Below are 15,621 nucleotides of genomic sequence, written 5' to 3'. Positions count from 1 at the left end.
TGTTACAGCTCGAATTATATAGCGCACCGCTCGTCAAACTTTTGAGCTGTAGCTTTGCTGATGGCGTTCGCTCACATTAGTCACATACTTATGTATGCACCTAGTGATTCGCTGACTTGTCGCCTTGTTACAGCTCGAATTATATAGCGCACCGCTCGTCAAACCTCTGAGTTGTAGCCTTATTAATAGGAACTGTTCATATTCGTCACCTGTTTATGCATGTGACTAATTATTGATATATAAGAATGGATGAGAGATTAAATAAATATAGATTTTATTTCGCTGTTAATTGTATTGAAATATTTAATATTAACTTTCTACATAATAGTTTTGTTTTATAGTTATTGATTAATGGATTAGCCACATTACAAACTATTTTAAATAAACATTCATTATAAATAATCTAACCTAAACTTAACTCTGTTAAAATTCTTTTGGTAATACATTAATAAATAATATATTCAATGATGCATATATGGTTTAGCCTAATTAAGGCTTGAGTAGCATAATCAATAGCTTTAATTTCGCGATATTTTCATTTATATAATAAATAAATTGATATTTTTCAAATAAACCATTTAATAAGGAAAATTTATGTCGAATACCATTAAAGTAATGACGTTAAATACTTATTTACTGCATATTCCCTTCTTTAGTATTAGCGCCCTAACACAAGACAAGCGTATTAATGCAATGATAAAAGATAATATCTTTGAAGATATAGATATTGTTATTTTTCAAGAGGTTTTTAACTATGACTCTGAAAAAAAATTGCTATCTGGCATGCGTGAATTGGGTTTCTTCTACCACACACCTGTTGCAGCACAATATAATGAATCGATATTATCTTATTGTGATTCTAATCATTGCTGGAATGCTAAAAAAGGAGGATGGGATGTTATTCAGCAAGTCAACTCAGGTATTACTATTGCATCTCGTCATCCTATTATCTACCGTGAATATCAGCTATTTGAAGATGCAGGGTGTGGTGCTGATCGCTTTAGTGCCAGAGGTGGAGTTAGAGCGGTTATCGATATTAATGGTAAAGTGGTAAGTGTATTTGGTACACATATGCAATCCGATGATAGCTTCTGTATTATGAGTCATCCATCTTCACATCGTAAGTCACAGTTAGCTCAATTGGTGAACTGGGCTGAACAATCAACGAGCGATGATCACCAAGCTATTATTTTAGGCGGAGATTTAAATATCGATTATGGTTCTGATGAATATAAGCAAGCATTGAAAATTATTGGTTGGAGAGAGCCTGAAAACTTTAATCCACAGCCATCTTGGGATTTTGCAACGAATAATATCATTCGAGAAGCTTCACCAGATGAACGGCACCGTTGGCATTTAGATTATATTTTTGCAAAAAATGTAGTTTCAATTAATGAACAGACGCGTGTTATAAAAACAAAGCAAGGCTATGATTATAATAATAAGCTATTTTTTGATTATTCTGACCATTATCCTGTTGTGGCTGAAATTGAATTATATTAATTTCAGCCATGGCAATGGTGCAGAGTGGTTCATACGATCAGACGTTTAAATGAGTTAAAATACGTTCGGCCTGCGTCCATAGTAATGAACCACCTTCATTTTCTAAAATAAAATGTTGGCAATTAGAGAAACGTGTTGAAAGTATTTTACCGAAATCAGGTGAATGGACGGTACTTTCATCTTTTTCCCCATACCATAATAATACTGGACAATGGATATCTTCGGGCTGAAATTTCCACTCTTGAAATGAAATTAATAGGTCTTGTACGTATCCTAAATTACCTTGATGAAAAGCTTGATTCATACAGTCGGTATAGGCTTGCAAGAAAGTAGGTTCATTATAAAATTCTTGATCGATTTCTGCGCTATAGTGGAGTATAAAGGCCAGCAGCCATGGTGCACTCACATTTTTTTGTAACCAATCTGCAAGCGCTTCTGGGGTATTTCTGGCCTGTTCTTGCATATTGATAATATCAGAACGCAATATGGCTCTTGTTGCAGGATAGTCAAATTGATCTTGCCCAGCGACAATGGATAGCGAGCTCGGATGTCCATAAAAAGCTAAAGCCATAGCAAATACAGCTCCTTGGGAAAAACCAACCACAGAATATTGTTCAATCTGTTGTGAATTGAGTAACGCATTAACATCGGCAGCAAAACTTGCTAACGATTTCTGTGGATCTATAGAAGAGCGGCCTAGGCCTGCACGCTCAGGGACAATTAACCTAATGTTCAACTTATCCAGTAATTCGATCCCAAAACCTAAAGTCCCGCTCATGCCAGCTCCAGTACAAAAAACCACAGGGTAGCCGGATACAGGGCCTGATTCATACCAACTTAAATGACGATTGTCAGGTAGTTTAATTGAATATTGTCGAGAGTTAACGAACCGATTAGTTTGCATTACTGGATCCTAGCTGTCGTTCCAAAAAACAAATATGCTATGTTTTAGGGGATTGTATGGATATAAACGCGTCACACTTCGAGTTGAGCACTTCTGGCTTAATTCATTGGTGCCATTTCGTTTTCTATATTGCTAGCGACTCGAATGAGCTAGGGTATAAAATTATGAATACGCACACTATTTACAATATATTTCTTTGAGCATAGTTACTATCAAAGTGTGTTAAGCGTATATAGTAAAAGAAGAAGTATGTTGAATGCAAAGCTAATTATAGCAAATAGCAATGTTTTTTGACCGTGTTAACTCATACACGTTACATCACTTTTTATATCTCTGGCCTTATCATATAGCTGAAATTCTAATTATTTAGGGTATATTACTGTCTCATTTATTATTTCTAATAGGCGTTATTATGGGATTCTCTGATGCAGAAAAACAATGTTTACTGGCGGTAAAAGGGGTTGGTCCTACCGTGATTAGTCGTCTTGAGCAAATGGGGTTTTCATCATTATTGCAGTTAAGTGAAGCATCTTATGACGAAATTTTAATTTCTGGAGCTGCTTTAACCGGATCAAGCTGTTGGAAGAATAGTCCTCAAGCCAAAAAAGCCGTTGAAGGAGCTATAGAGGCGGCACGGCATTCACTGAAAGAGAAATAGATCTAAAGACATAATTAAAAGATTATCTCTGTTATTTTTAATTAATACTTAGCCGCTGTTTTTACATGAAAGACTAAGTAATTTGATTTACGCTTAGCTAAATCAAATTACTAATATTTTTGTAACTATGTTTAATAAAATGGCAAAGTTTATTTTATGTATTGTTATCATGGCAGTAGCCAGCACAGAAGAGGTAAATTATTTTCCTGATCAATGTGAAAGTTATAAAGGAATGCCAAAGAAAATTGCTGCTATTACATTTGCTGAACGAAAAATCACTCAACAGTCAGAATATTTAATCTCGTTATTTGATGGGCCTACGGTAACGAAAAGAATTCCAGTTTTAGGGTTAAGGGGAGGGGATTATAACAAGAAAATGTTTGGTATCATTGAAATGGCATTCTCAACAGGGAGTCTTGTTACGATCCAGCACTGTGAGCAAGGAAACATTGCAGGATTAATGATCAGCTCTATCAATCAATTTTAAAATGCCTTGCCAGAAGCGGAGCTGTAAAATCTTTTTTAAGGTAAAAACCTCTGGGAAGGGTCATGATTGTTTGGCCCGATTCACCAATCCCTTCTGTTAGGGCTTTGCTATTTGCCGCCTTGGGGCGTATTTGTAAAACCTGTCCATGCCGAGCAGTAATCGTTTCGACTTTTCCTAATACAATTAAATCCATCAGCTCTTCCCAATCTTGACGTAATAATTTTTCTTCCAAAGGAGATGGGCTCCACAATAATGGGCTTGCCACACGTCGCTCGGCAAGTGGTATTTGCCGTTCACCTTCGATAGGAAACCAGAGAACACGTGAAAGCTTACGATAGACATGACTATTTTCCCATGTTAACCCGCTATTGCCAGTGAGAGGAGCAACAGAAACAAAGGTTGTTTCAAGAGGTACGCCATGGCGATCTATAGGAATAGTTTTTAGTTCAACGCCAATATTTGCAAAGTCTTGTTCTGGCTTACTCCCTGCGGTGGCACCTAAGAAGTACTCAAGCAGCATACCCACCCAGCCTTTATCACGTTTTAGATCTGGAGGGATTGGTAAACCTGCATAGCTTGCTAGCTCGCCAAGTGTATAGCCTGCGAGAGCTTGTGCTCTAGCCATTAGCACAGATTCATTTTCAGGGGGTAAAGGTGGTGTAAATTGCATAATGCGATGAAATAATAGCCAAAAAAAATCCACAAGATATATTCAGTATATCACTTTTTATAAGAGATTATTAATATATTGATATATAAGATAATAATTGCCTTTAATAAAATAAATAAAACTAAAAAAAATAGGTTATTCACGTTCATCCCATGCTAATCACAGGGTCATGCACTGAGTTATCCACAGGTTTATTGGATAACTGTGAAAAAATTTAATTACTGTGTGTATTTACAGCCTTGACTTCGTCATTTTGTTGAACTTCGTCACATAAAATGAGTAAGTTAAGTACATTACTTGTGGATAAATCATACATTGTTTGATCTTTGCTCACTTGAACTCCTAAACAAGGATGATGAAAAGATAAACAGTGAATAACTTGCCTTAAATCGCGTTATCCTTATGATTTATTAGAGTTTAATAAAAATGGTTAGTTTGCTTAATTAATCCCTTTAAAGGATATACCCTGATTACTATCGGGTTGTTAACATAGATATCCACAGAAAAAGTGAATAACATCCTTATTATTCACTTACAATGTTTATAACTTCTATGATTTCTGTGTATTATCCTCAGTGGGTTTAAACCATGCAGATTTAAAATCGAACCAACCGAAAGTATTCATCCTTGCTCCACGCATGGTTTTTTGCCCTTGTAACTCTAACCAATGGTGGAAAATAGGATGGAATATCTGTGAATCAACAAGACTTTCACACCAAGACTCAACATTTAATTGTTGATTTCGCCATTTAACGAGCTCTTCGTTTAACGAGTTACCTAAGCATTGACGTAAGAGTGGAATTTCGTACAAAGTAGCAAAAATAGAAAATTCCAGAGGTTTAAAAAAGTTAGCAGTGGCTAACCAAATATCACTTTCGACATCACCATTAAACCACGCTTGATAATCAACAATTTGTATTTTTAATTCAATTCCTTGTGATTTTAAAACGCGTTTCATGATCTGGCTAATCGCATAAAACTCATGGTGCTGTTGGTAAAAGGTGACGGTGAGCTGAGTAAGATCGGCTGGTTTTGGTAGCGGTGTTAGCATCTTACTGTGATGCCAATGAAGCAATAAGCCATAGGCAGGCGCCCAGTGCCGTTGATAAAAGGATTCACAATGAGCTAATAAATTTATTGGCGTCAAATAACTGCACAGCCATTTACGGATATCACTGCGTTGAGAAAGCGAAGAGCGTTGATCCATCAACAAAAAGTAACAACCTTCCTCCATTCTGCTTTCTAGTGAATCATTAGGCGTATTGTCATTGTCCATTTTTAATGTGGTACAAACCATTTGTTCAGAAAGCTCTGGTACGACCCAAATAGTCACTTCATCGAGTAGTGCACGATAGCCAAAGTATCGCTCAAATGCGGTAATGGTAAGTTTTTGAGGTAAGTTTTTTTCGACGAGATAAGGTCCTGTACCAATAGGCAATTTATTAAAATTTTCAAGGCTTTCCCATTCTTTAGGTATGATAGCCGCATGAGGGCTACCTAATAATAATGGGAGCTGCTTATCTGGTGAACTTAACTGAATATCAATCACGTAAGGCAGTGGGGATGTAACAGATTTAATATGAGAAAATAGTGGCCAACAATGACTTAAGCGCATTAGTGAGCTAATAACGTCATCGACTAACATTTCTCGTCCATGATGAAAATAGATTGCTGGTCTTAAATAAAAGCGCCATTCGGTATCACTAATTGCTTGCCAATAATGAGCGATCCCATTTTCGACTTCCCCTTTTTCCTCATTTATATGGGTTAGCCCGTTAAAGATTTGGCTCATTAAATGAATTTCAGAGCGGCGTATCGGTGTTCCGGGCAGCAAATTAGGAAAATCACGATAATAAATGATACGTAATAGGTTTTTGCCTTGGCGATAGCTTCTTTCCAGCTCAGAAAGCACCATTTGGCGAATAGTTTCTTTGTCACCGACTAGTGCGACTAATTTTTCAATACTTTCTTCTTTTAATAAGCGTTCAGCCTGAGCTTGTTGTAATTCTAATCCATTAACGTGAAAAAGTAGGGTAGATCGTTTACCTCGACCAGCCTCAGCTTGCCAACTTAACCAGCCATGAGATTGCATATTATTGAGTAAAGTACGAACGTGTCGACGAGAGCAAAACAGTGTGTCTGCAATATGTTGCAGTGTGGTTTCACTATCTTGTCCTTGGAAGTGCTGCCAGAGGCGAACAAATTGCGTTTGCAGACGAGAACTAGACATAAAAGGGGAACTCCGGCAATGATTTCATCAATTTTTATTTCCTAATATCCCATTGATAATAGGTACCAGTAAGTAGCTCGTTAGGTCTGCTAGTTAGCAGGCCAACTCCCCGAATTATTGAGTAATGGTAATTTACCAGCCGATAGCTTAGGTTATCGGCTTTTTTATTGTTTTTTACCATGGCACTTTCTTTTCTAATAATACAAAAACAATAGGGATGGCTTCAGTTTAGATTAGCATGTTATGAAAAACTTGTTCACTATTTAAAAACAAAAACGCCTGCAATTATTGCAGGCGTTTGGTGGTTGAAACGTAATCGTTAGCGCATAAAAGAAGGGAGTTTTTGCTCATATTGGCTAATTTGCTCTGCATGTTGCAATGTCAAACCAATACTATCAAGGCCATTCATCATGCAATGGCGACGGAAGCTATCAATCTCAAAATGATAAGTTTTATCGCCTGCTTTAACGGTTTGATTTTCTAAGTCGACAGTGAATTGGCATCCTTCATGCTGCTTCACATAATTAAACATTTCGTCGACTTCTTGTTCGCTCAATTTAATTGGTAATAACTGATTATTAAACGAGTTGCCATAAAAGATATCGGCAAAACTTGGTGCAATCACGACTTGAATACCAAAATCGGTTAATGCCCAAGGCGCATGCTCCCTTGATGAGCCGCAACCAAAGTTTTCACGTGCCAATAGAATACTTGCGCCTTTGAATACCGGTTTATTTAAGACGAAATCCGGATTAGGTTGTTGGCCTGCATCATCTAAAAAACGCCAGTCATTAAACAAATGTTGGCCGAAACCAGTACGAGTCACTTTCTGCAAAAACTGTTTAGGGATAATTGCATCTGTATCGACATTTGCAGCATCTAAAGGTGCGACAATACCAGTATGAGTAATCAATTTTTCCATTTCATGTCTCCTTTAGGCTTGAATATCACGTACATCAGCAAAGTGACCATTGATCGCTGCTGCTGCTGCCATCGCAGGGCTGACTAAGTGAGTGCGACCAGCTCGGCCTTGGCGGCCTTCAAAGTTACGATTACTGGTGGATGCACAACGCTCACCCGGGTTTAAACGGTCATTGTTCATTGCAAGGCACATAGAGCAACCCGGTAAACGCCATTCAAAGCCAGCTTCGATAAAGATTTTATCTAAACCTTCTTGCTCTGCTTGTGCTTTAACTGGGCCCGAGCCTGGGACAACAATGGCTTGCACACCCGCAGCGACTTTTTTGCCTTTTGCGATTGCCGCAGCTGCACGCAAATCTTCAATACGAGAGTTGGTGCAAGAACCGATAAACACTTTGTCAATTTTCACATCAGATAATTTAATACCTGATTCTAATCCCATATAAGCTAACGCTTTTTCCGCAGAGGCACGTTCGACAGGATCGCTGAATGATTCAGGTGCTGGGATTGGTTGATTAATGGCAATTACTTGACCTGGGTTTGTTCCCCAAGTGACTTGAGGTTCAATGTCGCTAGCTTGTAATGTGACGACTTTATCAAACTGGGCATCATCATCCGTTTTTAACGTTTTCCAGTAGGCAACAGCTTCATCCCACTCTGCGCCTTTCGGAGCAAACTGGCGCCCTTTCATGTAATTGAAGGTGGTTTCATCAGGGGCAATGATCCCCGCTTTTGCCCCTAATTCGATAGCCATATTACACACTGTCATACGGCCTTCCATGCTGAGGTTTTCGATAGCTTCGCCACAAAATTCAACAATATAGCCTGTGCCACCTGCGCTACCTGTTTTACCGATAATAGCCAATACGATGTCTTTTGCTGTAATTCCAGCAGGGGCTTTGCCGATAACTTCAATTTTCATTGTTTTGGCGCGTGCTTGTTTCAAGGTTTGCGTTGCCATAACATGTTCAACTTCAGATGTACCGATCCCGAAAGCTAAAGCACCGAATGCACCATGTGTTGCTGTATGTGAGTCACCACAAACAATTGTCATACCCGGCAAGGTGATACCTTGCTCAGGTCCCATAACATGGACGATCCCTTGATAAGGGTGGTTGAGGTCGTATAACGTGACGCCAAACTCTTCACAGTTTTTCATCAATTCTTGCATTTGGATCCGCGCCATGTCACCACAAGCATTGATGTCTTTGGTCTGCGTAGAAACGTTATGATCCATAGTGGCGAATGTTTTGCTTGGCTGATGCAATGGGCGATTCTTTGTTCTCAAACCATCAAAGGCTTGAGGTGAGGTCACTTCATGAACCAAATGACGGTCGATATAAATAAGAGGTGTCTCGTTGTCAACTTCACGGACAACGTGGGCATCATATAATTTTTGATATAAAGTTTTAGCCATGTTACACCCCTTCACGAATATAGCGGGCGATAATATCACCCATTTCACTAGTACTAACGGACTTACCACCACCTGCTAAATCAGCAGTACGATGCCCATCTTCTAACGCTTTATTGACCGCTCTTTCGATAGCATCTGCGGCATCGTTTTCATTTAAGCTGAATCTTAACAGCATTGCTGCGGATAGAATTTGTGCGATAGGGTTCGCAATATTCTGTCCTGCGATATCTGGTGCTGAGCCACCTGCTGGCTCATATAAGCCAAAGCCAGCTTCATTTAAACTTGCAGATGGCAGCATTCCCATTGAACCTGTGATCATGGCGCATTCATCAGAAATAATATCGCCAAATAAATTCGAACATAGCACAACATCAAATTGTGCAGGCGCTTTGATCATCTGCATGGTCGCGTTATCAATATACATGTGGCTAACGGCGACATCAGGGTATTCTTTGGCGATTTGATTAACAACTTCACGCCATAAAACTGAGCTTTGTAACACATTAGCTTTATCAATTGAGGTTACTTTATGATTACGCTTTTGCGCGGATTCAAAGGCAATACGGGCAATACGTTCGATTTCATAACGATGGTAGACTTCAGTATCAAAGGCATACTCTTCTTTACCTTCGCCTTTACGGCCTTTAGGTTGACCGAAATAGATACCACCCGTTAATTCACGCACGCACAAAATATCGAAACCTTGAGCAGCAATATCAGCTCTTAATGGGCAAAACGCTTCTAAAGCTTGATATAAACGCGCTGGGCGCAAATTACTGAATAATTTAAAATGCTTACGTAGTGGTAATAAAGCACCACGCTCAGGTTGACTATCAGGCGGTAAGTTTTCCCATTTAGGGCCACCGACAGAGCCAAACAGCACCGCATCCGCATTTTCACAACCAGCCACTGTTTCTTCAGGCAATGGCTTACCATGACGATCAATAGCGATGCCGCCAACATCATATTCTTTAGTGGTAATCGATAACGCAAAGCGCTGACGGATAGCATCTAATACTTTATTTGCTTGCGCCATAACTTCTGGACCAATGCCATCTCCAGGCAATACGGCAATATGATAGCTCTTAGACATTGTTATACAGCTTCCTTTGTATTTGATTGTGATTCTTGTTGATTTATTTTTTGTTTTTCTTTTTCGACTTGTTCAGAACGCCAGATGCTATTTAATACATGCACCATTGCTTTTGCAGAAGACTCAACGATATCTGTTGCTAAGCCCATTCCGTGGAAACGGCGATTGAAGCATTCGACAACAATATCGACTTGACCTAATGCATTTTCACCTTGGCCTTTTGCGGATAATTTGTAAGATACTAATTGAATAGGGTAATTTGTGATCTTGCTAATAGCTTGATAAATAGCATCAACAGGGCCGTTGCCAGTGGCAGCTTCTGATTTTTCCTCTTCCCCGCAGCGCATTTTCACTGTTGCGGTCGCAACGACACTGGAGCCTGATTGGGTGCTGAAATAGTCCATGACAAAATGGTCAGTTTCATCTTGCTGATTAGCAAAGAAAGCCAATGCTTCTAAGTCATAATCGAACACTTGGCCTTTCTTATCGGCTAAACCTAAGAAGGCGGTATACAATTCATCTAAATTGAAATCTTTCCCTTCATGGTATCCCATTTCTTCCATGCGATGTTTAACCGCGGCACGACCTGAACGAGAGGTTAAATTCAATTGGATAGCTTTCAAACCAATCGATTCTGGCGTCATAATTTCATAGGTTTCGCGGTTCTTCAGCACACCGTCTTGGTGGATACCCGATGAGTGAGCAAATGCATTGCTGCCTACAACAGCTTTATTGGCAGGGATCGGTGTGTTACATAACTGGCTAACTAATTGGCTGGTACGGTAGATTTCTTTGTGATTAATATTGGTATGAACATTCATCATCTGCTCGCGCAATTTGATGGCCATAATCACTTCTTCTAATGCGGTATTACCTGCACGTTCACCTAATCCATTAATGGTTCCTTCAACTTGGCGAGCACCCGCTTGTACGGCTGTAATGGAGTTGGCAACAGACATGCCCAAATCATCATGACAGTGCACAGAAATAATAGCTTTATCAATATTAGGAACGCGTTCATATAAAGAAGTAATAATGCCACCGAATTGGTATGGCGTGGTGTAGCCAACAGTATCTGGAATATTGATGGTGGTTGCGCCAGCTTTGATTGCGGATTCAACAATACGGCATAAGTTATCAATATCGGTACGGCCTGCATCTTCACATGAAAATTCAACATCATCAGTATAACGTCTAGCGCGTTTGATTGAGTCGATCGCCATATCCATGACACCATCAAACGTTTTATTTAATTTCTTTTGTACATGTAAGTTTGAGGTAGCTAAAAAGATATGGATACGAAATGCTTCAGCGACTTTTAATGATTCAGCAGCCACATCAATATCATTTTGCACACAGCGAGCTAATGCACAGATGCGGCTATTTTTAATTTCACGAGCGATAGTTTGTACAGATTCAAAATCACCGGGAGAGGAAACCGGAAAACCTGCTTCAATGATATCTACGCCCAAGCGTTCTAACGCAAACGCAATCTGTAATTTTTCTTTAACGGATAAACTTGCCTGCAATGCCTGTTCGCCGTCACGTAAGGTGGTATCGAATATAATGACTTGATCGCTCATGTTGTGTTCCTCTTTAAATACAGAATTTTATCGTTATATTTTTGCGGTGCCGGCAGGCATAAAAAAACCCGCGGCTGGCGCGGGTTCTTTATGTTTCTGGACTGCGTGTTACCTTCCGTCCATAAGCATACCGCGCACATTGGATGCGAGTAGTAGTAGGCTTAGTAGGCGGATAGAAATTGTCATTTACGCGGTCTCTAAAATTTGTTTTTCATCAAGATATATTTATTGATACGTGATCTTTTCTTTGCTGTCAACTTTAGATTTTTGTCGTAAATTTTGCGAATTATGAATCATCATCAATACTTAGTGATTGTGACTAATTTCTAAATTTTTAGTGATGTTTTTCCCTATATTTTGGTCATAAAGCAGGGGTAAAATTCTTTTCATGAAATGTCGAGGTAAAAACATAGCATAAACTGATTGTTTTGGGTGTTTTTTGCGCGATTTTGCGATGTGAATAAAGCGATAATGTGAGAAATAGAAATAGGCTTGAATTATAGTTTTCAATCAATAAATTATTCGGTAAATGAATAATTTATAATTAATCTGATAATGAGAATGTTTCGGTAAAGCTGATCATATTTATTATGATTTATTTTAAAAATTGTTTTATTATTTTGGGGTTAACAATAGTAGTTTTAAATGAATGAGTAATATTCATTTAATATATGAATACCTTCGCTTCTTATTACAGCTTATATTGTATCATCAAATCTATAAGTTATATAATTAGAGCGTCGTTTTATAAATGCAGGGAACGCAGAATAGCTTATTATGTATAAGTTGTTTGAAAAATAATATTTAATGAATTTATGCATCTATTAAATAAGTTATAGGTATATGAATTGTCATTAATTAAAAATGATAAATATCTTTATTGGAGTAAAGAATGATTGATTTTGATACAGTTTCACCAACAAAAAAAGAGAATAGTGATATTCATCTAAGAAACGTAGACTTAAATTTACTGACAGTCTTTGATGTTGTAATGCAAATGCAAAATGTGACTAAAGCAGCACAAGTTTTGGGGATGTCACAACCTGCGGTAAGTAATGCAGTATCTCGTTTAAAATCAATGTTTAATGATGAGCTTTTTGTTCGTTATGGTAGAGGGATCCAACCGACATCACGTGCTAAGCAATTATTTGGTCCTATTAGACAAGCCTTACAATTAGTTCATAATGAACTACCCGGAGCCTCTTTTGATCCCCTGATTAGCGAAAGGATTTTTAATTTAGCGATTTGCTCCCCTCTAGATATTCGCTTAGCGGCAATTGTTGTCGAAAAGTTTAAAGAAATATCACCTAATATTAATATAGTTATTCATGGTTTCTTAGATAATAACATTGAACATAAACTAAAATATCAAGAAACAGATTTTTCGATAAGCTACAATAAGCTCGGTAAAAACGAATATCAACATCAAATTATCTTTAATGATGAAGCTGTTTTAGTGGTGGCCAATAACCATCCTTATATTGGAAATAGCATCACGCTTGAAGAGTTAGTAAACGAAAAACATGCAGTTATGTCTATGGATAATATTGGTTCATTTAGTCATTTATATTATTCTAATACTGATTTATCACAAACAATTAGTTATCAAGGAATCAATTTACACAGTGTGCTAAATATGGTGTCACAAACTAATTTAGTAGCTATTGTACCTAAATGGTTGGTTGAGCATGCAGATAATAAATTCCCTGTTCGCACAGTGGCCTTGCCTTGGGCTGACAATACACGTCCATGTTATTTAACATGGCATGAGTCAACGTCTCGCGATAAAGGGCATCAATGGATGAAATCACGAATTTGTCAGCTTATTACAGAATCATCAATCTAGGCTTACTGCTGATTAACCCTTCTTATACTGTTTAATTAAAATTTACTTAAGGTGCGGCTAGGTAATCTGTGAATGAGGTGCTAGGGGCATACACAGTATGTGATGAATAGCGCATGAACCTAGTCGCCATACCTTAATTAAAAGTGTTGTAACAGGTCGTATTATGAGGGTAACTCGTCAGAGTGAAATACAATAGTGGGTTTTGCTAAGCCAATAACATTTGCATAATCTTTACATAATACCTCTTTCCTCGCTCCTTTTTAGTCTATACACTCCAAGTATTCAGCTAACAGTTGTAAGCTGAAATAATTAACTTACGAAGTGTCTTGTGACTTTGCCGAATCACTTCAGTTAACAAATGTACTATAGGAAACACACTTTGATTACTGAAAACCTTTATCCTTACCATCTGGTTAATCGCTTGCACAATAGATTTAGTGCTGTTGAATCGGCAAGCCGGATAGCTTTCAGTCAATGGCATAATGGCCAACAGAGTGAGCTGACGTGGAAGGAAGTTGAACAACTCTCTTCTGCAATTGCTTGCCGTCTTCTGTCGCTTAATGTTGCCATACAGGAAAACATTGGGTTATTTGCCCATAACAGTATGAATTGGTCTTTAGTTGACCTCGCTGTTTTACAACTAAAAGCCGTGACGGTACCTCTATATGCAACAAGTAGCTTAGAACAAGCCGCCTATATCATTAATGATGCAAACATTCGTATTCTATTTGTCGGTGAGCAAGAGCAGTATCACATTGCGTGTCAATTAAAATCACATTGCCCACAGCTTATTGCTATTGTGGTGCTTAACAGTGATGTTGAGTTACTAGAAAGTGACATTCCTTCATACCACTTATCACACTTTATTGAGCAAAATACCGCAGAATATCAAGATGAATTAAATCGTCGAATTGCTGCTCATAACCTTAGTGATCTTTTCACTATCATTTATACATCAGGGACAACTGGTGAACCTAAAGGTGTTATGTTGGATTATTACAACATGGCAGCACAACTCTATTTGCACGATCAACGTTTGAAACTCACTTCTGATGATGTGTCATTAAGTTTTCTACCACTATCCCATGTTTTTGAACGCGCTTGGAGTTTCTACGTTATGCATACTGGCGCTCGCAATGTGTATTTAACAGACACCAATGCGGTTAGAGAGGCGTTAGCAGATGTGAAACCAACGGTGATGTGTGCCGTGCCTCGTTTTTATGAAAAAGTATATAGTGCGGTATTAGGTAAAGTTGCTAAAGCGCCTCTACCACGTCGTTTATTGTTTAAATGGGCACTAGCCCAAGGTAAGAAAAAAACGAAAGCTCTTACCAAAGGCTCATCACTTTCAATCATTAATAACGCATTTTATAATTTGGCGGATAAATTGGTTCTCACCAAGTTGCGTCAGTTGCTTGGTGGACGCATTCGTTTTATGCCTGCTGCTGGTGCGCGCTTAGATGATGAGGTGATTGCTTTCTTTTTAGCCGCTGGCATCAATATTAAGTATGGTTATGGCATGACAGAAACCTGCGCGACGGTTTCATGTTGGGAAGAAGGGCGTTATCCGCTCGGATCTATTGGGACACCTTTATCATCAGTTGAAGTACGTATTGGCAATAATAATGAAATTCAGGTCAAAGGGCCTGTGGTGATGAAAGGTTATTATAATCGTCCACAAGAAACTGATGATACTTTCACAGCGGATGGTTGGTTAAAAACGGGTGATGCGGGTGAGATAGATGCACAAGGCAATCTGTATATTACTGATCGTTTGAAAGATTTGATGAAAACATCGAATGGTAAATATATTGCACCACAAATGATTGAAGGGGTGTTAGGGCAGGATCAATTTATTGAACATATTGCGGTAATTGCAGATGCGCGCAAATTTGTATCGGCTTTAATTGTGCCTTGTTATGATTCACTTGAGGAATATGCAAGGTCGATTAACTTAAAATACCGTGACCGACTTGAATTGCTCAAAGACTCAAATATTGTGGCCTTATTTGAAACTCGCTTAAAAGATTTACAAAAAAATATTGAAGCATTCCATCAAGTTAAACGTTTTACACTACTTCCTGTCAATTTCTCAATGGAAAAAGGGGAGCTGACACCAACACTCAAATTACGTAGAAAGATCATATCAGAACGTTACCAGTCTGAAATAGAATCAATGTATCGTGAATAATTAAGCTATCACATTTCTCTCTTAGCCGGATATTTAACATCATATCCGGCTGCACTTTGCACTCTTTTTCACTATATTGCAGCGATATTTGCTGCTCTTCGTTATTATCTTAGTTAGT

General features: G+C 38.3%; 12 protein-coding genes. 5 read left to right on the top strand and 7 right to left on the bottom strand.

All coding sequences use genetic code 11. The features are described 5' to 3' along the window. Positions 1-594 precede the first annotated feature (594 nt). On the top strand, positions 595-1,503 hold the full coding sequence (locus SC428_RS16355) for a sphingomyelin phosphodiesterase (RefSeq protein WP_140181770.1): 909 nt from the start codon (positions 595-597) through the stop codon (positions 1,501-1,503). 37 nt (positions 1,504-1,540) lie between these two features. Here the strand turns inward: SC428_RS16355 and SC428_RS16350 are convergent, their stop codons facing one another. Beyond that, complete coding sequence (locus tag SC428_RS16350) at positions 1,541-2,407, bottom strand: alpha/beta hydrolase (RefSeq protein ID WP_318708863.1); 867 nt, start codon at positions 2,405-2,407, stop codon at positions 1,541-1,543. A 412-nt stretch (positions 2,408-2,819) separates the two neighbouring features. On the opposite strand from SC428_RS16350, the gene SC428_RS16345 reads away from it, so the two are divergent. Together SC428_RS16345 and SC428_RS16340 are read left to right on the top strand one after the other, a co-directional pair. Then, complete coding sequence (locus tag SC428_RS16345; protein ID WP_140181774.1) at positions 2,820-3,065, top strand: helix-hairpin-helix domain-containing protein; 246 nt, start codon at positions 2,820-2,822, stop codon at positions 3,063-3,065. Positions 3,066-3,204: 139 nt separating this feature from the next. Further along, positions 3,205-3,552 (top strand): hypothetical protein, encoded by a 348-nt coding sequence (locus SC428_RS16340; RefSeq protein WP_254679796.1) that lies wholly within the window; start codon positions 3,205-3,207, stop codon positions 3,550-3,552. Here SC428_RS16340 and mutH read toward each other — a convergent pair. From mutH to leuA, 6 genes are all read right to left on the bottom strand, one after another. Continuing rightward, on the bottom strand, positions 3,539-4,222 hold the full coding sequence (gene mutH, locus SC428_RS16335) for a DNA mismatch repair endonuclease MutH (protein WP_070925315.1): 684 nt from the start codon (positions 4,220-4,222) through the stop codon (positions 3,539-3,541). The two genes, SC428_RS16340 and mutH, sit on opposite strands and share 14 nt — an antisense overlap. A gap of 550 nt (positions 4,223-4,772) precedes the next feature. Further along, positions 4,773-6,452 (bottom strand): HTH-type transcriptional regulator SgrR, encoded by a 1,680-nt coding sequence (gene sgrR / locus SC428_RS16330; RefSeq protein ID WP_318708859.1) that lies wholly within the window; start codon positions 6,450-6,452, stop codon positions 4,773-4,775. A 319-nt stretch (positions 6,453-6,771) separates the two neighbouring features. Next, on the bottom strand, positions 6,772-7,374 hold the full coding sequence (gene leuD, locus SC428_RS16325) for a 3-isopropylmalate dehydratase small subunit (RefSeq protein ID WP_283125645.1): 603 nt from the start codon (positions 7,372-7,374) through the stop codon (positions 6,772-6,774). 12 nt (positions 7,375-7,386) lie between these two features. Next, positions 7,387-8,790: a 3-isopropylmalate dehydratase large subunit gene (leuC, locus tag SC428_RS16320; RefSeq protein WP_070925251.1), complete on the bottom strand. Its 1,404-nt coding sequence runs from the start codon at positions 8,788-8,790 to the stop codon at positions 7,387-7,389. A 1-nt stretch (position 8,791) separates the two neighbouring features. Then, positions 8,792-9,883 carry a 3-isopropylmalate dehydrogenase gene (gene leuB / locus SC428_RS16315; RefSeq protein WP_070925252.1) on the bottom strand — a complete coding sequence of 364 codons (1,092 nt, stop codon included), beginning with the start codon at positions 9,881-9,883 and terminating at the stop codon, positions 8,792-8,794. Between the two features lie 2 nt (positions 9,884-9,885). Then, on the bottom strand, positions 9,886-11,466 hold the full coding sequence (leuA, locus tag SC428_RS16310; protein ID WP_070925253.1) for a 2-isopropylmalate synthase: 1,581 nt from the start codon (positions 11,464-11,466) through the stop codon (positions 9,886-9,888). 892 nt (positions 11,467-12,358) lie between these two features. On the opposite strand from leuA, the gene leuO reads away from it, so the two are divergent. Then, entirely contained in the window at positions 12,359-13,312 is a 954-nt protein-coding gene (leuO, locus tag SC428_RS16305) for a transcriptional regulator LeuO (RefSeq protein WP_140181784.1), read from the top strand. Between the two features lie 358 nt (positions 13,313-13,670). Further along, entirely contained in the window at positions 13,671-15,503 is a 1,833-nt protein-coding gene (locus tag SC428_RS16300; RefSeq protein ID WP_081335843.1) for an AMP-dependent synthetase/ligase, read from the top strand. Positions 15,504-15,621: the final 118 nt, after the last annotated feature.

The organism is Providencia sp. 2023EL-00965 (genome assembly GCF_033550225.1).
GTDB lineage: Bacteria > Pseudomonadota > Gammaproteobacteria > Enterobacterales > Enterobacteriaceae > Providencia > Providencia manganoxydans.
Note: the sequence above shows the minus strand (reverse complement) of the source record. Positions and strands in the feature narration are given on the sequence as shown.

Excerpts from the sequence above, each read along its gene's own strand:
- leuC (WP_070925251.1), bottom strand. The coding sequence starts at position 8,790 with ATGGCTAAAACTTTATATCAAAAATTATATGATGCCCACGTTGTCCGT.
- SC428_RS16300 (WP_081335843.1), top strand. The coding sequence starts at position 13,671 with ATGTACTATAGGAAACACACTTTGATTACTGAAAACCTTTATCCTTAC.
- leuD (WP_283125645.1), bottom strand. The coding sequence starts at position 7,374 with ATGGAAAAATTGATTACTCATACTGGTATTGTCGCACCTTTAGATGCT.
- SC428_RS16345 (WP_140181774.1), top strand. The coding sequence starts at position 2,820 with ATGGGATTCTCTGATGCAGAAAAACAATGTTTACTGGCGGTAAAAGGG.
- sgrR (WP_318708859.1), bottom strand. The coding sequence starts at position 6,452 with ATGTCTAGTTCTCGTCTGCAAACGCAATTTGTTCGCCTCTGGCAGCAC.
- SC428_RS16350 (WP_318708863.1), bottom strand. The coding sequence starts at position 2,407 with ATGCAAACTAATCGGTTCGTTAACTCTCGACAATATTCAATTAAACTA.
- leuA (WP_070925253.1), bottom strand. The coding sequence starts at position 11,466 with ATGAGCGATCAAGTCATTATATTCGATACCACCTTACGTGACGGCGAA.
- SC428_RS16355 (WP_140181770.1), top strand. The coding sequence starts at position 595 with ATGTCGAATACCATTAAAGTAATGACGTTAAATACTTATTTACTGCAT.
- leuB (WP_070925252.1), bottom strand. The coding sequence starts at position 9,883 with ATGTCTAAGAGCTATCATATTGCCGTATTGCCTGGAGATGGCATTGGT.
- leuO (WP_140181784.1), top strand. The coding sequence starts at position 12,359 with ATGATTGATTTTGATACAGTTTCACCAACAAAAAAAGAGAATAGTGAT.
- mutH (WP_070925315.1), bottom strand. The coding sequence starts at position 4,222 with ATGCAATTTACACCACCTTTACCCCCTGAAAATGAATCTGTGCTAATG.
- SC428_RS16340 (WP_254679796.1), top strand. The coding sequence starts at position 3,205 with ATGGCAAAGTTTATTTTATGTATTGTTATCATGGCAGTAGCCAGCACA.